The sequence below is a fragment of the Paenibacillus sp. N22P23 genome (assembly GCF_059383735.1).
Genome location: NZ_JBXENT010000019.1, coordinates 31,298 through 56,442, shown reverse-complemented (window position 1 = coordinate 56,442; position 25,145 = coordinate 31,298). Strand labels below are relative to the sequence as shown.

Genomic DNA, 25,145 nt, shown 5'->3' with positions numbered 1-25,145 from the left:
TTGGTTTATTTCCTTCCGGCTCATGACCGGAATTAGAGTATATCATGATGCGAAACATGATTGCAAGCTTTATTTTTCAACTTGTTTTGTCTCGATCACCGCTTCCAAGTTAATGTCTCGGAGGCAGAAATAGAATATACCATGATGCCGCAACTAGCGCAACAGGAAAAATAATACAGATATTTAATTCGCCAACGACTCGAGTAAATACAAAATCGCCAGTGGCAAATAAGCGCTTGAGGCCTTCGGTATCAAAAGAAAAACACTGACTACATGCGGTCAGTGTTTTCTTTTGCATTCTGTTTATTTTAACCGGTCGGTAAAGAAGGACATTCCCCGTTTGAACGCCGTCATGCCGTACAACATCGAACTCCAATCGATGACCGTCACCTTCTCGGGATACCAGCGCTCTGCTCCTTCAAGATGCCACCAAGAGTAGCGATGCAAGCCGTATTTATACGCAGCTTTATATTTGGCTTCATCTTCCGCGTCTTGCGGATTCGAATACATGTCATATGGGATGTGCAACTGATACATCGCATACATGTCGTGAATGCCCGCAGGGTATACCGGCAGGAAACCAGCAACTACATAAGCGGAAGCGACGTTCCCCGGGGAATCGTTGATTTTATCGGCGTGGTACGTGTTGTAAAGACCGTCATTGGCGCCCGCTCCATACCCCCATACGTAGGAAGGCACATCGCTTAGCTCCTTCCATTTCAACCGGTCGGCTAGGCAAGCATTCTCATAATACTTATTGTAGGTCTCACTCATCGCATAATCCGGCACTAAATAATAAGGGAACTGATGCACGAATGAAGACAGAAACGCCAGATGCTGATCGGTTGTATTCGTATCGGTGATGACCGGAATGTCCCGGTAGTTCTTCATTGGATAATGATTGATTTTGTCGACAGCAAACGTATTGTCCCACAGCTCGATTATTTCCGGATGATCCGGCTGAGCGAGCTTGGCCAAATAAGCCACCATTACATATTCGTTAAAAGCCGGCAGCGGTGCAATTCCTTTGCCGTCTTTGACAATCATATTGATTACACCTTTATCCTTATCGGCGATGACGACACTCCAATCCATCTGATACAACAACTTATGAGCCATCGCATCAATCTCCGGCGCTACCTTTTTGAAATGCTGTCCTGCGAACAGTGCTCCGGCCACCAACAAAGTCGTATCTATCGTCGATATTTCGGAACCTATGTTATCGCCCGTCTCCATATTAATGAAATGAGCGAAAAAGCCGGTCGATTCGTCCCTTGCAGGACGGCAGCCATCCACATTGCCGAGAGCGGCGTTCAGCGTGAGCTTGACCTTCTCTGCTGCCAAGCCATCCCAGCCCTCATAATCCGCAACACATAGGCTGATTAATCCGACCCCTGTCGCAGCTACCGAGCACATCGACTCTGGATTAGCGCCAAAACTCATATAGGCGTCGCCATACAAACCCGTGCGCGGATTGCGGCACGCATCGATCAAGCGGTAAGAGTCGACATGCTGGCGATCAGCGAACGCTTTTACCTTCTCCGACAACTGCTCGTATACTTCAGTCGTTTGCTTCATAACACTCACTCCTTCGATAACGGATTCAATTGAAACGTTTCAATACAAGCCATCATAATTTGGAAATTAAAGCTCGTCAAGTCTTTATGTAATCGTTTTCTTCTCGGATGATAACAAAGCAAAAACCACATCCCCATTCGGATGTGGTTTACACCTGTCCAGCTCAAGCCTGGCCTTACTCCTTTACCGCCCCCAGCATAATACCAGATACGAAGTACCTTTGCAGGAAAGGATACACGATCAGCATCGGTACCATCGCGATAAACACCTTGGCCGCATTCAGCGTCCGGTTCGACAGCTCCGACAGCTTCTTATATTGTTCCGGGGTCAGACTGGTGCCAACCGGAATGTTGACGACAAGCTGCTGGATATAAGTTTGGAGCGGATATTTATCGGCGGTGTTCATCAGCACCAAACCGTTAAAGAACTCGTTCCAGTGATAAACGCTAAGGAACAACGCCACTGCTGCAAGCACAGGGATGGAGCATGGGATATACACCCGAAACAAGATCGCCCAAGGACCGGCACCATCGACGACGGCCGCCTCATTCAGCTCCTTCGGCAGATTGCGGAAGAAGTTCATAATCAAGATCACATCGAATACCGGTACGCCCCCACCAAGCACTAAAGCCCAGATCGAATTGATCATATTATAGTTTTGAATCGTGAGATACCACGGGATCAATCCCCCGTTAAATAGCATGCAGAAGACAAGGATCCACATGAACGTATTGCGCATTTTAAAATCTCTCTTAGGCCTTGCCAGCGGGTAAGCCATTAATACCGTCAGCAGCAAGGAGAACGATGTGCCGAGCACGGTGCGCTGGATAGAAATCCAGAACGCGTTAAAGAATAGGCTGTCGCTGATGATTTCCTTATACGGCGTCAAGGAGAAGCCGATGGGGAAAATCGTAACTAAGCCTGCATTAGCCGCGGATTTCTCGGAGATCGATACACAGAAGGTGTACCACAGCGGGTAGATGCAGCTAATAAGCAGGACGCCGAGGACGATGATATTGGCAATTTCAAACGTCCGTGAGCTTAACGTTGTATTTCTGACCAATGCAGCGTCCTCCTTTTAGAATACCGTGTAATCGGCATAGCGATAAGCCAGTCGATAGGATATGAAAATCAGCACAAAGCTAATGACCGATTTGAACAATCCGGCCGCTGTCGCCAGCGAGAATTGTAGATTTTGCAAGCCCAGCCGGTACACCCATGTATCCAAAATATCTCCGGTTGAAAACACAAGCGGATTATATAGGTTGTACACTTGATCGAATCCGGCGTTAAGCACATTTCCCAAACTTAAGACCCCTAGCAAAACAACCGTGGTCGTTAGTGCAGGCAGCGTGACATGCCTAATCAACTGCCAGCGATTAGCACCGTCAATGGCGGCCGCCTCATACAGATTGAGATTGACGCCTGTAAGCGCCGCAAGATAGATAATCGAGTTATAACCAAACTCTTTCCATACATCGGTACCGATGACCAACTGCCGGAATATACCCGCATCCGCCATAAAAAGTTGAGGATCGTAGCCGAACATGCCAATGATCGTATTAATAACGCCATAATAGCCGAAAATTCCGATTACAATCGTCGACATAATAACCCACGACAGAAAGTGCGGCAGGTAAACGACGGTCTGAACCAGCTTTTTGTAGCGCAGGCTGCGGAGCTCGTTCAGCAGAATGGCAAAGATGAGCGGAATAAGCAAATTGAATACGATTTTGCCGATAGCGATGATAAAGGTATTGATGATGACCGACTTGCTGTCATTAAGCTGAAACATATACTTGAAGTTCTCAAGACCGACCCACGGGGATTTGAGCAATCCCAACCCCGGATTAAAATTCTGAAATGCCATCAGAATTCCGAACATAGGCACAATACTGAACATGATCAGCCAAATCATACCGGGCAGCAGCATCAAGTAGTAGTGCTTCTGATGGTCCATTTTCCTCATTACGGCTAACCTCCCGTCACCCTAGCAGGATAGCAAAACGTGCAGAAAGCACCGAAACCGTCAGTGCCTTCCGCAAGCTTCTGCATGATTACTTCTTCAATAACTTTGCGACTTCCGCCGTGATCTCATCTCCGCCTTGAGACTTCCAGTCACTAACAAATTTGTCGAAGGAGTCGATGGACGCTTGGCCGAGGATGATTTTCAGAACGGTCTCGTCTTCCATCTTCTTGAGGTTCGCCCACTTCGTTTCCATCGTCGGGGTCTGGTTGTAGGTGATGCTAAAGACCTTCTTATCGATTGGAACCGTTGTGAACGGTCGGTCACCGATCAAGAGGGAGTACATGCGCTGGAAGTCGCCGAAGTTCGTTGTGTTGAAGTTGCTCACATTTAAATCATCATATGGAGGCTTAACGACGTCTTTGACCTTCTTCGCATCCGAATACATCAACTTGTACAAGCTGTTCGGCTTATTATAATCCTCAGGATTAGTCTCGCCCTTCAGCACTTTCAGAAGCTCGGCATACTCGTATTCCGTCTCATTGGCCGCAGCCATAACGTTGCGAAGCGGATACCAGCCCACGTTAACCGACAAATCAAAGGTCGCTTCATCGCGTACAAGAGCATTATTCATGATGAGGATGGCTTTAACGACATCCGGCTTTGCTTTCTTGCTAATAACGGTGTAAGTGCTGCCCGTCGTTTTCATATGCGTATTCCACTTGTTATCGTCGGTATATACCGGATAAGCCTGCCAGTTCGCAGTCGGATCGTTCTTGAAGGAGTCCCCGTTGCCGTAGCCGCCATTCCACCATGGACCGAAGAAAATCCCCGTCTGATTGGCATTGATCGGATCCCCTACGTTGTCACGGGTGCCCACTTCGGGATCAATAAGCCCTTTTTTGTACCAGTCAGCCAGTAAAGCCAAGCTTTTTTTCGTATTGTCCGACAGCGTTCCGTACGATGCTGTTCCGTCGCCATTATCCAGCCAGTAGCCCGGATACGCATCCATTGCGCCAAAGATCGGATCAAATCCTGCCATATTGTTAGAAGAAACGAGGAACGTGGAATAAGGGAATGTATTTTTGGAAGGGCCGGCGATACCAATTGTTTTGTCCCCGCCAAGTTTGTTATCAATAAACGCTTTGGCCGTTTTCTCGATATCCGCAACCGTCTTCGGCGCGGGCAGATTCACCTTGTCGAGCCAATCCTTGCGAATCCATAGGACGTGAACGCCATCCGTATCCACCGTAATGTTCGGGAGTGCAACCATCTTGCCATCGTAGCTGGCATTTTCCAATGCACGGCCTTCGGTGCTCGCCATAATGTCCTTCACTTGCGAGGATTGATACTGCTGGAACAGATCGGTAATATCGTACAGCAGCCCTGAGCTGGCCGCTTTAGTCATGAAGGAGCGGTCGTCGACGACCATACCGTCAGGCAGCTTGCCTGATGCGATCGTCAAGCTGACCTTCTGTTTGAAATCGTTACCTGTGGCTGCGGTCCAGTCCACGATAATGTTGATGTTGTACTTTTCCTTAAGGTAACGCGTGTACTGGTTGTTGCTTACACTGTCGCCTTCAGGCAGCGTTTTGTCAGTCGGATCCACCACCATGCCGATGTGAACATCAACAGGTTTCGGGAATTTGGAGAAAGCCAGGTCATCTCCCGAAAGTGCCGGGCTTGTAGAGTTTGAATTTGAAGACGCTTTCAAATTGTCATTCGATGAATCGTTCGACGTGCATGCTGTCAAACCTAGACCAAGCAGTGCGACGGAAAGCAGCATTGCCATATTCCTTTTCATCTAATCCCTCCCCATAGTTCCTTGCCTTCTCATTGTACATGGGAGGCGGAGAAAAAAAGTCAGACGGATGTGCCGTCTTTTGTGGCGGTTACAGGAGCTGAGGTAGATATTTGTTCGATCGATTGCAATCATTCATCTACCTTATTATGGAACTGTGCCCGGAATTCGGAAGGCAGCAGACGGGTCTGTTCATGAAAGAGCTGGGAGAAATACTTGGAGTCGCTGTAACCTACCGCATGAGCAACCCACGAAATCGATTGATTGGTTTCGCACAGCAGCCGTTCGGCGGCTCTTATTCGCTCTTGTCTTAAGTAATCATTGAACGTCGAACCTGTCAGCTTCTTAAAGCATTGGCTAAAATAGCTCCTGCTCATATGTACGTGATCCGCGACGTCCTCGGCATGCAGCGTGTTCGAAGCCTGCTCGCGGATGAACAATACTGCCTTGAGAATACTGGTTGTCGTATTCGTAAAATCGGAGGAGGCAGCAACCCGCGCATAAACGCGTCTCCTATAATCGCGCAGCCATTCAACCCCCGACCGGGCGTCATCTGCATCAGCGCGGAGCTCGGCATCCAGTGGAATGACCGTCTCCATTTGGGATAGCACACGCATGAACAGCCCTTCCAGACGGCGAAAGGGAACCTTCGCTTCTACGGTCTGTTTGCATAGTCGCTGGAAAATCGATTCATTAAAGAGCCAGTAGTGAGAGCGCCAATCCTGCTCCAGCTTGTGCCACTCTTCTTCCTCTCGTGAGCCGGCGCTTTGCTCAGAGTTAGTTAGCGCGGGTTTGGGTATTGCACTAGGCTTGGGTGTATGAAGAGACGTATCGCCTGTCATTTGCTGCTGGATTCGGTTCAATATTTGCTCGTCATCCTCCGATTCCAGACGTACCTTGGATATGTAATCGAGCACGCCCATGCGATAAGCGGTTTGTACATTCTCAAACTCTTCGTGAAACGATAATATAACCGAGCGCAGGCCCGGAAATCGTTGGCGCGTAACTTGAAGCAGCTCCATTCCGGACATGACAGGCATCGAGAGATCTACGAACATGAGATCCACCTCATGCCGTTCCATAAACTCCAGCGCTTTCGCGCCATTCGCCGCTTCTCCTACAACCACCATATCGTGATTGGACCAAGGCATAATCGAAATCAAGCCTTTGCGCGCAAGCTTGTCATCGTCAACAATTAATACACGAATCAAATCGCTCGCTCCTTTCTATGCGTGAGAAAAGGAAGGGTTAACGTAACCGTTGTCCCCTGATTCGGAGTGCTTTCTATACCCATACGGGCATTTTGACCATAAAATGATTCCAGCATGGATCGGACATAACGAAGTCCAATCCCCCAGCCTGTCTGCTGCTGGTCCGGCGTGTCGCGCTGCAGCAAGGCCAGCGTCTCATGACTCAACCCTTTGCCATCATCGCGGATCGTTATGCTTACCATCTGCGTCGTTTCATCGGACGAAATGCTGATTTCCAGCTTCCCGTTATCGTCAAGGCCGTGACAGACGGCATTTTCCACAATGGGCTGCAGGATGAACCTCGCGACAGGACTATCGAGATAGGTCCCTTCCCCAACATCCAGCTTCACCTCAAAATCATGCCGCATCTGCTGCAGTTCCAGATAGGTTCGCATGACCTCTATTTCCGACCTGAAGGTAGCCGACTCTTCTGATTTGCCCAAGTTGTAGCTGAGCAAGAAAATCAACGAAGAGACAAACTTCTCAATCTCTGCCTGCTTATGCATCACCGCCAGCCAGCGTACCGAATTGAGCGTATTCATTAGAAAATGCGGGTTGATTTGGTAAGCAAGCTTCTCAATCTCCAGCTGATGACGACGCTTCTCCTTTTGCTCCACATCTATGATCAGAAGTTGAATTTGACGTTTCATTATATTAAACTGGCCCAATATCCGATCGAATTCATCGATCCCCGTATGATATTGGCTGGTACCCATGTATCCCTTGCCAAACGTTCTCATCTCCATCTCGATTAATCGAAACGGCCTGTTAATGAGCCGCCGCAAGAGCAGCGTGAGCATAAACATCATCAGAAGAGCAATGGCGAGAATCCAATACATATGATTCTTCCACGTGTAGAGTTCGTGATTGTAGCTGGATACGGGAAGCAGCAGCGTGATGTCGTATCCATAATCGCCTCTCAATCGGTTCCATACATAACTGCTCGTCATACCCGATTGCCCGTTTAACACAAGGCTTTGGCCAACCTCATAGGCAGTTGGATTGCTGCTAAAGGTCACCAAGCCCGCCGTATCGGTGAAAACAAGCGTATAGGGCATATTCAAGTTTTCTGGGAGCGATTTCATATCCGTGGCCATGTCTGACTTGGCTTCCACATAAACAACCAGCTGCGTTCCGTCTGAGAATCTAATCTCCCGTGTGACCGACACAACCTGGTCATCGCTGAATCGACATAAAGATTTATGCGGGGATTGGTATTTCAGCTCCCCGCTGCCGGCGACATTAGGTAAAGCCTGCAGCGTAAAATCTCCGCGCAGCGGCAAATTCGAATAAGAAGCTTTCCCGCTTGCAGGATCATAATACATCACCAGCTCCATAGCCGGATTCGAAAACGTAATCAATCCGATATTGTAGGCAATATCGCGAGAGAGAAGACGCTGACTATAAATGTCCGCAGTATTGATATACGTCTCCATCAGATTGCCCACCGTACCTTGCGGTGTCATCTGCTGCGTAACCTGAAGCAAATTATTGTACATCTGATTCAAAATGGACGTCTGCTGGTACAAATCAAACGCCATAGAGGTCTTGATCTTATCGCGCTGCATCGTGTAGATCGCATTGTAGGAAACAGACGACACCAGGATCGCGCATCCCACAAAGCCAACGATTAGAAAAACCATGATCCGCTTGCGAAGAGAGGAGAAAACAAACCGATTGCGCAGCATATGCAAGAAGCTTAGCTTCTTATGAGCCGTTCCAGTAGACTTCATTGAGCGAATACCGTGCACCTCCGCACTTACAATAGGTGTGGAACAATATTATAGGCAAGGAATGATATTCGCTGCGTGGCAGGATTATCCTTCATTGTGGGTGGGAAGGGTGCACTCCACAAACTAGAAAAGTAAAAACCACATCCTCATGCGGATGTGGTTTTTTGCTTTGGTGGAGGCGAAATTATCACCGGATAATTCTTTTCTCCTTCGCATCCTTGATCCACTTCGGGAATTCATTCAGGAGCTGGTCATACAGCACTTCATCGGATACCGCTGAAATATCTTTCAAATGAATGAAATTGGCATTATCGACAATCCGCCCTTCCATCGTATCCAGTTGCTTTAATACTTCAAAATCAGCATCTCCAATCCCTACGAACTGCCAAAATATCGGTTGAATCGCGGAGTCTACGATCACTTTTTTAGTCGGCTTCACTACGCCTCCATCATTGATAAAGATAATGAATACAGGCAGGTTTGAATTTTCTTCGATGGTATATTTCTTTATCACATCATCCATAACTCGAGGCTCATCATTTCGGCCATACTTATGGATAGTTGTATTATTAATAATTTGAGTAGATACATAGGATATGAAATCTCGCTCCGTCACAGTGGGTAATCGGCTGAATTCATGATCATAGACCCACACATCCAAAGCAGCATTGTCATCAAATTTGCTAGCCACGGCCAATATTCGCTCAACAACTTCCTGGACCGTCCCATTCTTATACAAGGTCCGCATAGAACCTGTAACATCAAGCACGATGCCTACTCTAGCGGATATATCGGTCATTTTCTTCTTTTCCAACGTGTACGCCACAATTTTCTTACGCAAATCTATTTTGGACAATACGATCTCTTCCGCCGCGACAGCTACAGCTTCGACAACCTCTTCCGACTGCTCGACTACAAGCCCATAATTGGTGCAAAGCGCGGCCAGCCCCCCATTGAATCCACTGCCAATGGAATTAAACTTCCATTCCTCGTTATATCGATACAACTCACCTACGACAATCGCTGTCTCTTTTGAAAGATCATGTCCATATTCATAACGAAATAATTCTTCTCCCGTAATCCTATCTACAAGCCTTAAATAAAAGTCTTTCGCATCACTTACCGTATGCCCTTGTTCGTCCCCAGTATGTATAGTCACAGAAAAGGCTACTTTTGCAGCGCTTTTCGGCAGTTTCGATAGATTTAGCTCAATCGTCTCTTGGCCTCCTTGTGTAGCTGCACGATGTGCAACTGCACCATAACGATCAAAGGGATTCCCGTAAAAAATAAAATCCTCATCCCGCTCACATTGACTTTGCTCCGATAAAATAAAACAGGCTGCATCGATGCTCATCGTCGCTTCCTTCATAGTCCAACCAAATTGAAAGCTAAGTGCGGATAACTGTCTACCTTTTGTAATTTCTATCTTTTGCCCTTTAAGTAGATGCATAGGATGATCTCCCTTTTTTATCAACGTGTTCCAATTGTACTTCAAAAGTAATGAGAATGCTCCAATAGGATTAAAGCTGCATGTCCGGGAAAAGCAAAAACCACATCCTCATGCGGATGTGGTTTTACATTTCCCTTGACCTCTAGTTTTCAATTAGCGGGACAACACTGCCGGCCGCCCCGAAATGATCAAGACGGTTCCTACTTACTCGTAAAAATGGGCACTATGGTGCCGTTTGACGGCTAGGCAGTAGACGCGGCGACTGTGGTTGTCGATACAGCAGCTTTGACGATCTTGTACGTCCCCGTCCAAACGTCGCTGAAGAACTTACCGTCTTTGACAGCAATGGCTTTGATCGTTACGGTTGAGCCCGCAGCTGCTTTCATCTTGATTTGACTCATGCTCGGACTGTTTAGGATAGGGGTAGATCCGTCCGTTGTGACGCGGAACGATAAACCCGGCATTGTAGAGCTAAGATTTACTGTGCCGTTTTCCGGAACGGTTGCTCCGCTGGCCGGTTTCGCGACCGGCTTGGGGATCGGGTCCCCGACCCAATATTGGTAAACCCCTACTGTACTGTCGGGCGTGTTTTGCGATGCAAATTCGCTTACTTCTTTTTCCGTCGAGATCGCTCTCAACGTAAGGACGGAATTATACTTAAAGTTCGAAGGCACTTGTACGGATTCGCCGGATGGACTGTCGTGCGTCGGATTGTAGCCGTCAATTCGATAATGAAACTTTGCTTCGCTGTAAAAACCGTCCTTCTTGAAACGAATCAGATCCGACGGCTTAAGAGTCGATCCACTGACTGGGGTAACGGTCGGGGGATCGTACCGGAATATAAAGTAAAAGTGGGACCTGTAGGTTTGAAAGTGTATTTTTGCAGTCTCAACAAAGACATGAATCGTTTGGCCCGGATTGCCATAGAAACGATCGGGAGAGCCTTTCCACGGTGTAGCTGTTTTTCCTTGATCGATCGAGTAATGGATGCTCACTCCCGGGGTTGCAGAAAGGAAGGTTATCTTTTCGCTATTGGCGATCGAAAGAAACGTAACATTATTGCCGGTGTCGATGCCGTTATTGAGGTAGGTATATACTTTGGGTGGAATCACTTTGTTATCGACGAGGTACGTATAAGCACCTTTGAAATCGGTTTTTCCGGCGGCTACCGCCAAAATTTTGATGGTTAACTTCGTATTCGGCGTGCCCGGAATCTTTATGACCTTGCCTACCGTACTGCTCGTGGTGGGTTCTGAGCCGTTGATTGTATAATAGATTTTTGCTTCCTTGCTATTAATGACGACTGAGGTGAAAGGGTGAACAGTCGCTCCAGAAGGAGGAGAAACGGTAAGGGAGATCTTTTCCGAAGGTCCGCCGCCGGATCCTACTTCAATTGGCGCGGCAATGGAAGTGATCGAGCTGGACAATACCAGCAGATATGCGAGGGCTGCAATAAAAATCCAAACAACCTTTCTGTTAACCAAAAATCCCACCCCCTCGATGATTTATCTCCACTAAGGATATATATTCATCATGCTTTGTTCAGTTTCCTTGTCAAGTTAAATGAACCAAGACACACTCATGTCTTGGTTCATTTATTATTTCTTGAAGGAGGAGCTGGAGCAGCTAATCCTTGAACAGGAGTCGAAAAAGCAAAAATCCACTACCTCATGCGGTAGTGGATTTACATTTGGTGTAGGCGAGGGGATTTGAACCCCTGTCCGAAGACAACGCCACACAGGCTTCTACGGGTGTAGTCACAGTTTTGATGTCACCCGAGTATCGCCCCGTAACCGGCTATACGTTGGGTCAGCCTGATTGTCTTCTTCCGTCGACCCCAGCCGGAGATTGAAGCGGCGTATCCCACTACTGGTTAGCCCCTAGTCTAGTCACATGGGCGATGCTAGGTAGGAGCACGTGTGTAGCCTTTAATGTACCTTCATTATTCTTTCGTCGAGTAAGCCATGGTCCTGAGCTAGCTTGATAACTTCAGCTATAGGAATTACCTCATTTGGCACTACGCCATTCATGGTTGCTCCTTTTACAGCAATAGCTACAACTTCTGAATTTTCATTAACAATCGGACCGCCACTGTTTCCTCCAAAAATTGTTGATGATATTTCATGGCGATTGTACTCGCCTTGGTTCCCCTTATGAATCCTTTTACCTTGAACAAACCCCTTCTCAACTCTAATCTCTTGCCCTTGTTGATAATTCGGATATCCGATCAAATCAATAGACTGCCCTTTCGTAATACTCTTATTGTAATCAAATCCAATAGATGAGTAGTCTATTCCATCGGGTATCAGAATTGCAATATCTCTTTCAAGGTCGTAGCACATAATCTTCAGAGAACAAGCTAGTTGATAATTATGTTTATATGCATGAATACGATAATCATTAGGAAATTTAGCACCATTATTTAAGGCCTCTACTACTGTACCAAGTACATGTGTGTTAGTAACTACGCCTATTCCTTTAAGCAAAAAGCCTGTCCCTTGTCCATAATAAAGATCTACAAGTTTATCTTTTTTTGGATCGTAAACACGTTTAATATCTTCATCTTGATTTATTACATAAGTATAGTCTTCATAAACTTTTCTTTTATTCATTTGCATTTCAGTTGACGTAATAACTCTTTTCTTTGGAGATATACGATTAAAGCGATTTGCTAATTTTAAGTAAATTGGATCATGTTTCCCCTTCACATGACCTACGTGAGTAATCATACCTCGGAGTACTAAGAACATTTCAGGGCAATTCCCTTTCGCCCTTTGGCGGAATGGGTATTTACGCTCAAAAACTTCCCTTGCAGCATCAATATCTTCAATGTTCTTCTCTACACAATTCAAAATGGAACGAATTCTACGAATATATTTCCTAGTTACATTTAATTTTTCATTTACTATTATCCCTGTTACAGATTGATTACCTTTACGATCTTGCAATCTTATTTTTTTCTCGTTCACCTTAAAACCATTCTTCTTAATGATCTGAACTAATTTTTCACTTAACACTACCTGTTCGTTTTCGTTCAATAATGCAATACTTCTAGGAAAAATCTTCTTATTAGTAGAGAAGGTGATATCATCAGCATATCGTGTATATTTAACTCCCTTAATATCTAGTGAGAGTTCTAAGAGTTCTTTATCTAAACTCTTAGCGAGAATGTTTGAAATTATTGGAGAAGTTGCCGCCCCTTGAGGCAAGAAACCATTAGGATGAATACATATATTTGCAAGAGTTGTTGATACTGTTTCATTCAACTTAAAGTAAGAAATAAACATCTTTCTCACCCTTGCAAACGAGATGCTCTCAAAGAAGTTCTCTAAATCTATATTTAATACATAGATTTTTTTTAAATGCTCAGAAGCATTAGTAACAATACTTCGCTCTTCTATAAAACCATGTGCTCGATTGTGGGGAGAAAAAATTAAAGAGAGAATATAAGCAAGCTTTTTTTGAAGAATTGCCAGGTTCTTTGAAGGAGAGTAAATTGTACGATAACCGCCACTTTTTTTACTTAAAGGAAAAGACTTATAGTTAATTTGTTTGTCTCTTATAAGAATCTTCCATAGAAATTCAGTGGGCAGTTCCAGAAGAAATGCGACATCTTCAAAATCAACTAAGCTTTTAAGTTTGTTTTTTATCTCTTCGTCTGAGCTTTGTAACAAAGATTGCACTAGAACGCTGATATTAGTCACCTCTATTAGAAGTAGGCAAACAGGTGCAGTTCTACCTTTCTAAATCATAACGTTGATCCATATGAGACAATTTGGATAGACAACGAGAAAATACGCGTAGAGATATGTGCATACCTTTGGAATATAAGACAGCGATTATCACCATCAAAAGTTCAACTGCACCTTGTTTGCTTAATATATTATACTACAGCCAAATATAAAGCATAAGATCGGTTTTTACAATTTCTTGAATTTGTTTGCTGATCCATTGCTCAATCTTGTATTCCTCGTTTTCTTCAACTTAGTTAATCTTGCCTCAAAACGGGGAAGCCTGATTCCAGATCGCTTCAGCAAATCGAGTAGGAGGAGGCGGCTAGCCCCCGTCCTCTCACACCACCGTACATGTGGGACTATACGGAATCAACAGTTAACCCTGTATGGGGCAAAAGAAAAGCGCCACGTAGGCGCTGTCTGCATTCAATAAGGCTTACTCTATCCGATATTCGAGAGGCAAATATGTTTACTCAAAGAGGTCGTCGAGATCCTGGATGCCAAGCCCTGTCTCATAACCAATTGCAGTTGCATTTTCCTTAGAATATATCCATTACTGAATAAACCGAGGTCGAAACGCCGCAGGACAAGCTCCTTGAGGGCATGCTGGAAGTCATGTCCGAATTCTTCAACGCTAATCTTGCCGTCGAGGTACGCAAGGGAATGACACAGAATGTCAAGCAGGGATACAACAATGGCGGTACACCCCCATATGGCTATCGAACAGAGCACATAGCAATGGGAAATCAAAAAACTAAGGCAGTCTGGGTGTTAGGGCCACGGGAAGAAATAGATATAATCCGCTGGAGATTCAATCAGTATGCGTATGAAAATGCTGGATATAAGAAAATAACTGCCCAACTCATCGAGCGCAGCATCCCAACTCAGAAAGGCGGTCAATGGTCTGCAAGCACCATCCGTGCCATTATCTTTAATGAGTCGTATATCGGACGCAAAATTAATTGGAGGAGCAGGGTAATCTCGCTCCTCTTCAATTAAGGCCGATTAAGTTAATTAATTTCTTGTTTTCACTTGTAATGTCCATAAAGTTTGGACGAACCGTTTGAATGTACCATAGGCCTAACAACTTTGACTTGTGTGGCAGCCTGCTTCTGAGCAACTGTATATACATTTCCAATGTAATATTCATTGTCCACTTTAAGACATCTTGAATTTCCAATGGCGATCGTAGACGCTTTATATTCCCTTTATTTAGCTGTCCTTTCATTGAAGCTTTACCGTGAGCGACTAGCGACCATGAGCTGTATAAAATCTCATAGAGCGCATTGTGTTCAAGACGTGCGCATAACTCCTGAAGATTACGTGGTCCGTCAAATAGATTGTACCACTCTATTTTTGATCCAGATTTCTTCTTTAACTGCTCTAATCGATTCCATTCTTCATTTATTGCAGAGAACGGCTCTTTATTGAGCAATTCTTCGATAGCCCTTATTACAGGCTTGCGATTCTTCTTTGCCATTTGATCAATAATATTTTTAGCATTACGATCTTTCGCCAGAACATCCATAAAGCTTGCATTTTGATCAGAGCCTTTATCAACTTTTTTATTTTGTTTCTCTATATGTTTAAAATGAGCAATCTGATATGCAAGACCTCGGCGCTCTGTATTGTCCTGTAGAATAAACAATATACTCATAGCTATTTCAAATGCTGTACGTAACAGAATTAGCGATGTATCACTTGATCCAGCTCGAAGAAGTAACGAAATGGAGTCGACGGTATCCAAGTAATCACGCAAAAGCAAGTCTATAGTAGGGTCCGCCTCGTCAATTTTGGTATCTAATAACCACGAAAGAACATGAGTTCCAAAATTAACGAATTCCTCGATATTGTCCGCTGCATACTTAGAAAGCTTTCTAATCTCACTTGATTGGTTACGCTTTAATATGTCGTGATTTGCATCCATGTTCTCACCTGCCAATTCTAGAGTAATTAACCTCTCTCATATCAGTCGAGGTTGTTATCGAACCCTGCGCGAGACTGTCTCGCTATTTATTATCAGCCGTTGCCGAAAGCCCCATCAAATCAAGGTTCCTAACCGCAACTAACCCTTCGTAACTTCCCTATGTATAAAGCAAAAGAGCACCTAACAAGGTGCTCTCTCACATGTTTGGTGGAGGCGAGGGGATTTGAACCCCTGTCCGAAGACAACGCCACACAGGCTTCTACGGGTGTAGTCACAGTTTTGATGTCACCCGAGTATCGCCCCGTAACCGGCTATACGTTGGGTCAGCCTGATTGTCTTCTTCCGTCGACCCCAGGCGGAGACCGAAGCGGCGTATCCCACTACTGGTTAGCCCCTAGCCTAGTCACATGGGCGATGCTAGGTAGGAGCACGCTAACAGGTTATTAAGCTGCTAAAGCGTAGTTGTTTTGTTGTTTGCCGTTTAATAGGCTTTAGCGTTGATGAAGTGGACGCGTCCCCACTACCCGCAACCCATGCTCGTACTATCCCCGTCGAATCCATAAACGCCCCCAATATCGCATAAACGGCTCCATACGTTCCGTTTAGCAGGTAAGACGCTCTAGCCGACTGTACTGCCAAACGTTCAGCAGTTCATTAGGTGAGCATGTACTTCGTTCGTTGCTTACTTAGTATAACACAGGTGCCGACTTAATGAAGGCATGTCTTGCTGGAAGTGTTGGCGACGATCACCATAACAACCAATGTACTATCTGGCAACCTTCTGCTTCTCGCGCAAAGCACGCTGAATGTCGCGCTGTGCATCTTTCTTCGCTGCCGATTCGCGCTTGTCGTACTGCTTCTTCCCTTTACCAAGGCCGAGCAGCAGCTTCGCATAACCGTTGCGAACGTAAATCTTAAGCGGAACAATTGCGTAGCCCTCTTGTTTGGATAACCCAAGCAGCTTATGAATCTGTACCTTATGCATCAAGAGCTTGCGAGTCCGGGTTGGATCATCCGGATTGCTTCGGTTACCTTGCTCGAAAGGACTGATGTGCAAATTGTGAATGAAAATCTCACCGTTACGAATGGTCGCAAACGCATCGCCAATATTGGCTCGTCCCATTCGAAGCGACTTAATCTCACTTCCCATAAGCACCATACCCGCTTCGAAGGTATCCTCAATGAAATAGTCATGGGAAGCCTTCTTATTCTGTGCGAGCTGTTTGCCATCACTCTTCTTCGCCACGCTAATCACCTCTCCCCGTAATAAACGGACTCCCAACCATATCAGTCAGGAGTCCATTGTAACAACTTTACAGATTGAAATCAAGATTTGGTAAAAGCAAGCTCGAACCGCGTACTATAAGCGTTTCTTCCGAACAAAAGCGGCAGTGGAGTTGCCGTTTTTCTTCTTCTTGCGGGGCTTCGAACCGCTGGCAGCAGTACCTGTATTTCCGGCGCTGCCGGTGCTGCTACTAGTTCCGCCAGCATCAGGTGCCGGCGTTGCTTGAGACTCTGCGCCAACTGGCTTCTTACGGCGTGAGCCGGTTCCGCCAGCTGCACCGCCATTACCACCGCTTCCTCCACCGCCACTACGGGATGCCCCGCCGCGACCTGAGCCGGATGAACGACCGCCAAACCCGCGGTCACCGCCGGAACGTCCTCGTCCGCCGCCATCACGTCCGCGTGAACGGTAGGCATCCGGATCTTCGCCGTTATCCTTAAGCGATCCTGCGTTCAGGATCGGCAAGCCCCACATATCGGTGCGAACTGCTTTACGCTTACCTTCACCGGACTCGCCGCCACTGCCATCCGTACCTAGAAGCCGATCGAGATTGAAATCATCCTCCGGCTTCCACGCGCGTGCATCGCCTTCGCGGCGCACCGGCGCGACTCCCGCGCCTTGCGTCGCCGCTCCGCCGCTGCGCCCGGCTTCGCCGCCGCGGCCCTTGCGCCGGCGTCCGCCGCGCTCGCCGCCGCTGCGCTCTTGCGCCTGCGGCGCTCCCGCTCCGCTGCGCGTCACGCCCGGCTCCGCCGCGGCTGCGCCTCCGCGCCGCTGGCCGCGTCCGCGCGGCCCCACGGCCGCTTCGCGCGCCGCCGCTGCTGGCGCGCTCCCGCCGCCGCGGCCATCGCGCGCGCCTGCGCCTCCGCGCCCGCTGGCGCTGCGCTGCGCAGCGGCTGCGCCGCCACGCTCGCGGCCGCCGCCGCTGCGCGAGCCACGGCCGGCTCCGCTGCGGCCGCCGCCAAACCCATACTCGCGCGCACGGTCAGCGCCGTCTGCGCTCTTATTCTCGAGCATCCCAAAATCAATGGTATGCTCATCCATGTTCACCCGCTCCACGCGGATGCGCACCTCATCGCCGATGCGATACGTCTTCGACGTCCGCTCGCCGATCAGCAGCATGTGCTGCTCGTGGAAGTGATAATAATCGTCCGAGAGCTCGCTCAAACGAATGAGCCCCTCGACCGTATTAGGCAGCTCCACGAAGATGCCGAAGCTCGTCACACTGCTGATGATGCCGTCGAATTCCTCGCCGACCTTATCGAGCATGTACTCGCATTTCTTCAGCTTCTCCGTGTCGCGTTCCGCTTCAACCGCCAAGCGCTCCCGCTCCGACGACTGCTGCGCGATATCGGGCATCCGCGCGGTTAGCGCCTCTTGACGAGCATCCGTCAGCGTGCCGCCGTTCTCGAACACTTCCCGCATCACGCGGTGGATGACAAGATCGGGATAACGCCGAATCGGCGACGTGAAGTGCGAGTAGAACTCAGCGGCAAGGCCGAAGTGGCCGAGACTCTCTGCATCGTACTTTGCCTGCTTCATCGAACGGAGCATGACCGTTGAAATAACCGTCTGCTCCTTCGAACCGCGCACATCCTCAAGCAGCGTTTGCAGCGCACGCGGATGAATGACGCTTCCGCCTTTGCCTTTAATCGTATAACCGAAGTTCGCCGCAAACTGCACGAAATGCAGCAGTTTCTCTTGATCCGGATTATCATGCGTTCGGTACAGGAACGGTACCTTGAGCCAGTGGAAATGCTCCGCAACCGTTTCATTAGCTGCAAGCATGAACTCTTCAATAATCGACTCTGCAATCGAACGCTCGCGCTTCACGATATCGATCGCTTTGCCATCGCTGTCCACAATGACCTTGGACTCGATGAAGTCAAAATCAATCGCGCCCCGCTTCATCCGCATGCCGCGCAAACGCATCGCAAGCTCTTCCATCAGCTTGAACGTCGGCACCAGATCGGCATAACGCTCCATCACTTCAGGATCCTCGTCCGCGACGATTTTGCGTACATTCGTATAGGTCATCCGTTCTTTGGTCCGAATGACACTCGTAAACACTTCATGGCGCACGCGCTTGAGCGTCGCCGCATCAAACTCCATCTCGCAGGAAAGCGTCAACCGGTCTACCTTCGGATTCAGGGAACAGATCCCGTTCGATAAGCGGTGAGGCAGCATTGGAATAACGCGGTCGACCAAGTACACGCTGCATCCGCGGCGGTACGCTTCTTGGTCCAGCGCCGAGTTTTCTTTTACATAATAACCGACATCGGCAATATGCACGCCCAGCACAAAGTTGCCGTTCTCAAGGCGTTCAACATTGACTGCATCATCAAGGTCTTTCGCGTCCTCGCCATCGATCGTCACAATGACCTTATCGCGCAAATCGCGGCGACCTTGGCGTGCAATCTCATCCTCCGTGATCGAATCCGGCGCAGCTTCCGCTTCTGCCATCACGTCATCCGGAAAACTCTCAGGCAGCTGATGCTTCCGAATAATGGAGAGAATATCAATGCCCGGGTCATCTTTATGACCGAGCACCTCAATAATTTCACCTTCTGCTGCCGAACGGCCTTCCGGGTAGGACACGATGCGCACGACAACCTTTTGCCCCGATACCGCACCTTTGAATTGACCTTGTGGAATAAAAATATCCCGATTAATCCGTTTATCATCCGGCAGCACGAAGCCATACGACTCATGATGATCAAATGTTCCGACAATTTGCGTCACAGCGCGGTCGATAATCTTCACGACTTCGCCTTCCATGCGACCGCCGGATGCGCTCTTCGATGTGACGCGCAGGAGCACGATATCGCCATTCATCGCACTCTTCAGATCATTGGCGTTAATGTAGACATCGCCATGTCCCTTATCCTCAGGAATCAAGAATGCAAAACCTTTCGCATGCGCCTGAACCCGTCCGCGCACCAAATTCATCCGCTCCGGAAGCCCGTAGCGGTCGCTGGAATTCCGTACGATTTTACCCTCATTCTCCAGCTCGTTTAACACCACCAGGAAATTGCGGAACGACGCCGCATCTCCCTCTCCGCCCAGCTGCTTATCTAGCTCTTGGTAGGTCATCGGCTTGTACGCCTGCTCACGCATATACTCCAGCAGCTGCTGCTCTGTTACCATAACTTCTCACCTCATGTACCGCGATGCCGTCAATCCCATTTTGCTGAATGCCGAACGACCCAAAAGCTCGTTCAAACCAATCAGTGCTTATGCAGCAGTCGGTTGATAGATTGCCATATACTATATAGTATACACGAAAGGTATGGCCACCATCCGCGCCAGCCCGGCAAAAATAACAATTTTCGCCTGCTGCATGATTCAGTAAACTTCTTCCAGCTTCGACAAGCAACAAAAAAAGCGAGCCTTAAGCCCGCTTTCTGTACATCTTATTTCATTACGCCTTAACTAGGTACGCAACAACCAGAGCAGTGATGAAGAAGCCTGCTGCGACTGCAATTGTCATACGCTGTAAGAACAGGTCCAAGCCGCGTGCTTTGGTTTTACCGAACAAGTGCTCAGCACCGCCGGAAATAGCACCCGACAACCCAGCGCTCTTCCCTTTTTGCAAAAGTACAACTGAGATCAGAGCCAAGGAGAAAATGATAAGCAAAATTTTAAAAGTGATTTCCATAGTTCCACCTCCTGCGCACAAGGAGCAAATTTAAAGTTTGCCGTGCCTTGCCTAAGGAGACAAGACCTAGAAACAGCAATATTATTGTACCATAGCAAGGTGGCTAATACAAGCTAACAGATTTTGTCCTTCTGCCAGCGGATCTCATCATTAAACGGCAGGAACGTGAACTGCTCCTTCTTCCAGTAGTACTGCAGCTCCTCGCGCGTCCAACCTTCGTACAGTTCATCCCACTCGAATGGCCCATGCGGCAGCAAGGATGCGTTCTCGATCGGCAGGCTGGCAGGTTGAAACCGCAAATCGAGCGACAAGCGAACTCGTCCCGGGATCGTGTTAGCGAGTGCCTTATGCACCGTCAAGCTGTGGAAAATCAAAATATCTCCCGCTTCATAGTCGATCTCTGCCCATTCATAACCAAGCCCGCACAGAATCGACTCCAGTCCACCGGCACCGGGATTAGCCGTCACCGTAAGCAGCCCCGTATCATGACTGCCTTCAAGTACCGATAAACCGCCAAGCGTTTTAGGCACGTCGCCAATCGGAGCCCAACAGGTCCACGTATTGTAGCTGCCTTGAATATGGAGAAAATCTTGATGCGGCGGCGTCACGTTCAGTTTGTCGCTAGGCAGCATAATGCGAGCAATATTGCGAGGATGCGGGAAGGTGCGTTCACCGAACAACGTATCGAACAAACCAAGCAGCTTGGGATGATGAGCCACAGCATGGAAGGATTCCAGCTTCTGAACCTTATGATAAACCTGTTGCGTCGTTCCAATTCCATTCCAGTTCAGTTCTTCGAACGTAAGTCCGTCAATGAGCGGCTGATTGCCGATGCCATCCATCAGCGGCGCTGCAGGATCCAGAAGCCCTTCTTCCTGCAGGACGTTCAGCATCTGCTCCCGAAGCTCCATCACTTCCTCACGAGTGAAGAAATGTTTGAAAAACAAATACCCCTTCTTCTCCGCTTCCCGTCTCAGTTCCTCTGGTACAGCCAGCAAAGGTGTCGCATCTTCAAAAGACCGCGTTGCCGGTTTGATCGCCGGATCCATCGCCATCCCGCCCTTTCATCCCACTAGGAATTTGTCGATTGTCGACTTCATAATTCCATTATATGCTTAGGTGAAAGCGGCGTATTTATTTCCATCCGACGCCTTTTTAACTCTGAACGACATCCTGCAGCAGAGGAGGTCCGTATCTTGTCCAATTGTCCCGTACCAACAATAAGCTGGGAGTCCCTTCAGCCTGCCGTTTGGTATGCCAATAGACTGCAGTGTCTGCCGGGCTTCGCGTTTGGCCCCAGAGTCATCGATGAGCATCAATTTATCTTCGTTGCCGCCGGTCACGGAACGGCCTTCATTCAAGGTGAACGTTACGCTGCCGTCCCAGGCAGCTTGTTCTACTATGGACCCGATACGGTGCACCACTTCATCGCAGATGAGATAGCACCGTTTCTCTTGTACGGCTTACATTTCAGCTGGGAAGAACATCATCCTTCCGAGAGAAGCTTAGGGATCACAATTCATGACACCGCCAAATTCGATCCGGCTCATGATACTAAGCGAGATAACCGGATGCTGGTCGGCAATTCCGAGCAGCCCGATGAGTGTCTCTTGTTTCAAGTTGTGCGGCAGCTGTCTGTCGAGAGGTTCGAACCCCGCTTTGCCCGTCTGGCAGAAAGCTACAGTGCCGAATCACGAGCGTATACAGTCCCGATGCTTCGCGGACTGCTGCTGGAGCTAATTGCCGCTATGAAACAAGAGGATCTTCGAACCGGCCGCAGTCAGCTGACGCTAACTCCTATCATTAGCGCGATCGCCTCCAAATGCGACGAGCACGCCCGTGAACGATACAATCACAGCTGGCTTGGACAGTGGAGCTCCTATCACCCTGATCATATTGCAAGGCTCTTCCGGGCACAACTGGGAACGACCCCTTACGATTATTTCATGAGCCGTAAGCTGCAGCTTGCCAAAGAGCTGCTCACTCACTCCGAGCAAACGCTTCTCTCCATCGCAGATGAGCTTCATATCGGTTCTATCCACAATTTCACCAAGTGGTTCAAGCAGCATACCGGCATGCCGCCTGGCCAATACCGCAAAACATCCCGGTTTATTTAACCACACCACAACCGTACTCTGACCACGCACTCGCACTCTCACCATGGCCGCTCATTCTAACGAACCACAGGGCTCTTATTTCAGCCAAATGATGGGTTTTAAAAATCTAACGAACCCTACAGGCGCTATTACGTGTCGAACTGCCCATTTCTGCTCCATTTCCTCAAAATAACGCCCTCACGGTTCGTTAGATCCGAAAAGCATCTGATTTCGCGCAAATAAGACCCTCACGGTTCGTTAGCGGCCTTCTCCCTCCAAACCCCAACACAAAAAAATCCCGCAGCCCCTCACCAGGGACCGCGGGATCCTACTATCTTACAGATAGCCATTCTCGCGGAAGAAATCCAAGCTGATCTTCGCGCTCTCAAGCGACGAGGACACGAACTGCTCTTGCTCCACGAAAATATATTGAATGCCCGATTGCTCGGCTACGTCCAATACGCCTTTCAAATTCACGATACCTTTACCCACCTCGGTGTCGCTGCGGCCTTGGCCAAAATCTTTAAAATGCGCCAAAGGCAAACGGCCCGCATAGCGGTTCGCATAATCAACCGGGTTCTGTCCGCCCATGTGTACCCAGCCGAAGTCAAACTCAGCAATCAGGTATTCTGCAGGGACTTTCTCCAACAGCAGGTCAATGACCGGCTTGCCATCAACCAGCTTGAATTCGAAATCATGGTTATGATAGCCGTAGATAAGTCCCGCTTCCGATACTTGTTTACCAGCTGCAGCCAGAATGTCTGCAAGCTTGTTCACATCTTCTGCCGTCGGGTTCTCAGGCAGCGGCGCCCATGGCGTCACGATATATTGAAGGCCAATTTCTTTGGCGTATTCAATTTGTTTGGCTAGATCGGCTTCGATTTTCTCAGGCTCACCGAAGTTCAAACCAACATGCGCTGAAGGCGCTTGCAAATTAAGCTCGTCCAACAATGCTTTCAATTCCTTCGCAGGAGTGTTGAAGTAGCCTGCAAATTCTACTGCTTTGTAGCCCATTTCCGCTACTTTGCGAATCGTACCGATGAAATCCTTCTCCGTTTGATCACGAAGCGTATACAACTGTAAGCCAACAACCGGTTTAGCCAATGCTTCCACCTCATAGCTCTATAGTTTTTTGTTCTTCTCTTCCTGCTCTTTCCAACACAAAAGGGAGAGCAACAGGTCTTGCGCCCTGTCATCTCTCCCTAATTATAGCGAATGCCTAGGCTTAAACTACCTCACCTTTTGGGACACTCTTATGCCATTTTGGCTTTAGCCGTTTTTCCTTTGAAACTTACTTGAAGTTTTTCAGGTTGTAAAACGCGCTTTTGCCTGCGTATTGTGCAGTCGAACCCAATTGATCTTCGATGCGAAGCAATTGGTTGTATTTCGCAACGCGGTCCGTACGGGACGGAGCGCCTGTTTTGATTTGGCCTGCATTTGTCGCTACTGCGATGTCTGCAATTGTGCTGTCTTCGGACTCACCGGAACGGTGGGAGATTACAGCTGTGTAGCCGGCGCGTTTTGCCATTTCGATGGCATCGAATGTTTCAGTCAGGGAACCGATTTGGTTTACTTTGACCAAGATGGAGTTACCTACGCCTTTATCGATACCGTCAGACAGACGCTCTGTGTTCGTTACGAACAGATCGTCACCAACGAGTTGGACTTTGCCGCCCAATTTGTCAGTGAGCAATTTCCAACCTTCCCAGTCGTCTTCGGAGCAGCCGTCTTCGATTGTGATGATTGGGTACTTCTCAACCCACGAAGCAAGCAGGTCCACGAACTCAGCGGAAGTGAACGAGCGGCCTTCGCCTTCGAGGTGGTATTTGCCGTCTTTGTAGAACTCAGTGGACGCAACGTCCATACCGAGGAATACGTCAACGCCCGGCTTGTAGCCTGCGCGCTCGATAGCGGAGATAATTGTCGTGATTGCTTCTTCGTTGGAACCAAGGTTCGGTGCGAAACCGCCTTCGTCGCCTACTGCTGTGTTCAGGCCTTTATCTTTCAGAACCGATTTCAGGTTGTGGAAGATTTCAGTACCGATACGAAGTGCTTCTTTGAAGCTTTCTGCGCCAACCGGCAGAACCATGAACTCTTGAACGTCGATGTTGTTATCAGCGTGCTCGCCGCCGTTAACGATGTTCATCATCGGAACCGGAAGTGTTTTTGCGTTGAATCCACCTAGGTATGTGTAAAGTGGAACATCAAGCGCGTCAGCTGCTGCACGTGCACAAGCCATGGATACAGCAAGAATTGCGTTAGCACCCAATTTGCCTTTGTTGTGCGTGCCGTCAAGCTGGATCATTTTACGGTCGATCAATACTTGATCAAGCGAATCCAGACCGATGATTTCAGGAGCGATAATCGTGTTTACGTTCTCGACAGCTGTCAGAACGCCTTTACCCAGGTAACGGGATTTGTCGCCGTCACGAAGCTCAACAGCCTCGTAAGCGCCTGTGGAAGCACCGGATGGAACGATTGCGCGGCCTTTGCCGCCGGACTCCAGCATAACCTCAACTTCAACGGTAGGGTTACCGCGGGAATCAAGCACTTCGCGTGCATAAACGTCAGTAATGATAGACATGTTCGAAAACACTCCTTTAATTTTAATTGATTCTTATACCCATTTATCGACATTAATCATTAAACGCATGAATGAATATAGTAAAC

Annotated in this window: 17 protein-coding genes, 2 other RNA genes and 2 pseudogenes; 2 read left to right on the top strand and 19 right to left on the bottom strand. The window is 48.1% G+C overall.

Annotation, left to right across the window (positions count from 1 at the left end; genetic code table 11):
* Positions 1 to 303: 303 nt before the first annotated feature.
* From AC506A_RS30965 to AC506A_RS30915, 11 genes and pseudogenes are all read right to left on the bottom strand, one after another.
* Positions 304 to 1,578, bottom strand: a complete 1,275-nt coding sequence (locus tag AC506A_RS30965; RefSeq protein ID WP_495464803.1) for a hypothetical protein — start codon at positions 1,576 to 1,578, stop codon at positions 304 to 306.
* Positions 1,579 to 1,753: 175 nt separating this feature from the next.
* Positions 1,754 to 2,641 (bottom strand): carbohydrate ABC transporter permease, encoded by an 888-nt coding sequence (locus tag AC506A_RS30960; RefSeq protein ID WP_495464802.1) that lies wholly within the window; start codon positions 2,639 to 2,641, stop codon positions 1,754 to 1,756.
* A gap of 15 nt (positions 2,642 to 2,656) precedes the next feature.
* Positions 2,657 to 3,547: an ABC transporter permease gene (locus AC506A_RS30955; RefSeq protein WP_495464801.1), complete on the bottom strand. Its 891-nt coding sequence runs from the start codon at positions 3,545 to 3,547 to the stop codon at positions 2,657 to 2,659.
* Positions 3,548 to 3,635: 88 nt separating this feature from the next.
* Positions 3,636 to 5,348: an extracellular solute-binding protein gene (locus tag AC506A_RS30950; protein WP_495464800.1), complete on the bottom strand. Its 1,713-nt coding sequence runs from the start codon at positions 5,346 to 5,348 to the stop codon at positions 3,636 to 3,638.
* 128 nt (positions 5,349 to 5,476) lie between these two features.
* On the bottom strand, positions 5,477 to 6,556 hold the full coding sequence (locus AC506A_RS30945; protein ID WP_495464799.1) for a response regulator: 1,080 nt from the start codon (positions 6,554 to 6,556) through the stop codon (positions 5,477 to 5,479).
* A complete protein-coding gene (locus AC506A_RS30940; RefSeq protein ID WP_495464798.1) occupies positions 6,553 to 8,328 on the bottom strand; it encodes a sensor histidine kinase in 1,776 nt (591 codons plus the stop codon). Before AC506A_RS30940 ends, AC506A_RS30945 begins: the two co-directional genes overlap by 4 nt.
* Before the next feature lie 187 nt (positions 8,329 to 8,515).
* Positions 8,516 to 9,184 carry a vWA domain-containing protein gene (locus AC506A_RS30935; protein WP_495464806.1) on the bottom strand — a complete coding sequence of 223 codons (669 nt, stop codon included), beginning with the start codon at positions 9,182 to 9,184 and terminating at the stop codon, positions 8,516 to 8,518.
* 78 nt (positions 9,185 to 9,262) lie between these two features.
* Positions 9,263 to 9,778, bottom strand: a pseudogene (locus AC506A_RS30930) (TerD family protein); the annotation flags it as partial.
* 242 nt (positions 9,779 to 10,020) lie between these two features.
* Entirely contained in the window at positions 10,021 to 11,262 is a 1,242-nt protein-coding gene (locus AC506A_RS30925; protein ID WP_495464797.1) for a chitobiase/beta-hexosaminidase C-terminal domain-containing protein, read from the bottom strand.
* A 207-nt stretch (positions 11,263 to 11,469) separates the two neighbouring features.
* Positions 11,470 to 11,772, bottom strand: a transfer-messenger RNA (tmRNA) gene (ssrA, locus tag AC506A_RS30920).
* Positions 11,773 to 11,811: 39 nt separating this feature from the next.
* Positions 11,812 to 13,461, bottom strand: a pseudogene (locus AC506A_RS30915) (reverse transcriptase domain-containing protein); the annotation flags it as partial.
* Positions 13,462 to 14,115: 654 nt separating this feature from the next.
* Here AC506A_RS30915 and AC506A_RS30910 point away from each other — a divergent pair.
* A complete protein-coding gene (locus tag AC506A_RS30910) occupies positions 14,116 to 14,511 on the top strand; it encodes a recombinase family protein (protein WP_495464796.1) in 396 nt (131 codons plus the stop codon).
* Here AC506A_RS30910 and AC506A_RS30905 read toward each other — a convergent pair.
* The 6 genes from AC506A_RS30905 to AC506A_RS30880 form a co-directional block, all read right to left on the bottom strand.
* Positions 14,504 to 15,439 carry a DUF5677 domain-containing protein gene (locus AC506A_RS30905; RefSeq protein WP_495464795.1) on the bottom strand — a complete coding sequence of 312 codons (936 nt, stop codon included), beginning with the start codon at positions 15,437 to 15,439 and terminating at the stop codon, positions 14,504 to 14,506. The genes AC506A_RS30910 and AC506A_RS30905 overlap by 8 nt on opposite strands.
* Positions 15,440 to 15,644: 205 nt before the next feature.
* Positions 15,645 to 16,010: a transfer-messenger RNA gene (gene ssrA / locus AC506A_RS30900) on the bottom strand.
* Positions 16,011 to 16,205: 195 nt separating this feature from the next.
* Positions 16,206 to 16,685 (bottom strand): SsrA-binding protein SmpB, encoded by a 480-nt coding sequence (gene smpB, locus AC506A_RS30895; RefSeq protein WP_495464794.1) that lies wholly within the window; start codon positions 16,683 to 16,685, stop codon positions 16,206 to 16,208.
* A gap of 114 nt (positions 16,686 to 16,799) precedes the next feature.
* Positions 16,800 to 19,868 (bottom strand): ribonuclease R, encoded by a 3,069-nt coding sequence (gene rnr, locus AC506A_RS30890; RefSeq protein ID WP_495464793.1) that lies wholly within the window; start codon positions 19,866 to 19,868, stop codon positions 16,800 to 16,802.
* A 274-nt stretch (positions 19,869 to 20,142) separates the two neighbouring features.
* Entirely contained in the window at positions 20,143 to 20,379 is a 237-nt protein-coding gene (gene secG, locus AC506A_RS30885; RefSeq protein WP_090986128.1) for a preprotein translocase subunit SecG, read from the bottom strand.
* A 113-nt stretch (positions 20,380 to 20,492) separates the two neighbouring features.
* Positions 20,493 to 21,434 (bottom strand): phytanoyl-CoA dioxygenase family protein, encoded by a 942-nt coding sequence (locus tag AC506A_RS30880; RefSeq protein WP_495464792.1) that lies wholly within the window; start codon positions 21,432 to 21,434, stop codon positions 20,493 to 20,495.
* Positions 21,435 to 21,575: 141 nt separating this feature from the next.
* On the opposite strand from AC506A_RS30880, the gene AC506A_RS30875 reads away from it, so the two are divergent.
* Positions 21,576 to 22,496, top strand: a complete 921-nt coding sequence (locus tag AC506A_RS30875; RefSeq protein ID WP_495464791.1) for an AraC family transcriptional regulator — start codon at positions 21,576 to 21,578, stop codon at positions 22,494 to 22,496.
* A 315-nt stretch (positions 22,497 to 22,811) separates the two neighbouring features.
* Here the strand turns inward: AC506A_RS30875 and AC506A_RS30870 are convergent, their stop codons facing one another.
* Complete coding sequence (locus tag AC506A_RS30870; RefSeq protein WP_256256685.1) at positions 22,812 to 23,588, bottom strand: sugar phosphate isomerase/epimerase family protein; 777 nt, start codon at positions 23,586 to 23,588, stop codon at positions 22,812 to 22,814.
* Positions 23,589 to 23,766: 178 nt separating this feature from the next.
* Positions 23,767 to 25,059: a phosphopyruvate hydratase gene (gene eno, locus AC506A_RS30865; RefSeq protein WP_091225610.1), complete on the bottom strand. Its 1,293-nt coding sequence runs from the start codon at positions 25,057 to 25,059 to the stop codon at positions 23,767 to 23,769.
* Positions 25,060 to 25,145: the final 86 nt, after the last annotated feature.

Excerpts from the sequence above, each read along its gene's own strand:
- AC506A_RS30965 (WP_495464803.1), bottom strand. The coding sequence starts at position 1,578 with ATGAAGCAAACGACTGAAGTATACGAGCAGTTGTCGGAGAAGGTAAAA.
- AC506A_RS30955 (WP_495464801.1), bottom strand. The coding sequence starts at position 3,547 with ATGAGGAAAATGGACCATCAGAAGCACTACTACTTGATGCTGCTGCCC.
- AC506A_RS30950 (WP_495464800.1), bottom strand. The coding sequence starts at position 5,348 with ATGAAAAGGAATATGGCAATGCTGCTTTCCGTCGCACTGCTTGGTCTA.
- AC506A_RS30940 (WP_495464798.1), bottom strand. The coding sequence starts at position 8,328 with ATGAAGTCTACTGGAACGGCTCATAAGAAGCTAAGCTTCTTGCATATG.
- AC506A_RS30910 (WP_495464796.1), top strand. The coding sequence starts at position 14,116 with ATGCTGGAAGTCATGTCCGAATTCTTCAACGCTAATCTTGCCGTCGAG.
- AC506A_RS30905 (WP_495464795.1), bottom strand. The coding sequence starts at position 15,439 with ATGGATGCAAATCACGACATATTAAAGCGTAACCAATCAAGTGAGATT.
- rnr (WP_495464793.1), bottom strand. The coding sequence starts at position 19,868 with ATGGTAACAGAGCAGCAGCTGCTGGAGTATATGCGTGAGCAGGCGTAC.
- secG (WP_090986128.1), bottom strand. The coding sequence starts at position 20,379 with ATGGAAATCACTTTTAAAATTTTGCTTATCATTTTCTCCTTGGCTCTG.
- AC506A_RS30880 (WP_495464792.1), bottom strand. The coding sequence starts at position 21,434 with ATGGCGATGGATCCGGCGATCAAACCGGCAACGCGGTCTTTTGAAGAT.
- eno (WP_091225610.1), bottom strand. The coding sequence starts at position 25,059 with ATGTCTATCATTACTGACGTTTATGCACGCGAAGTGCTTGATTCCCGC.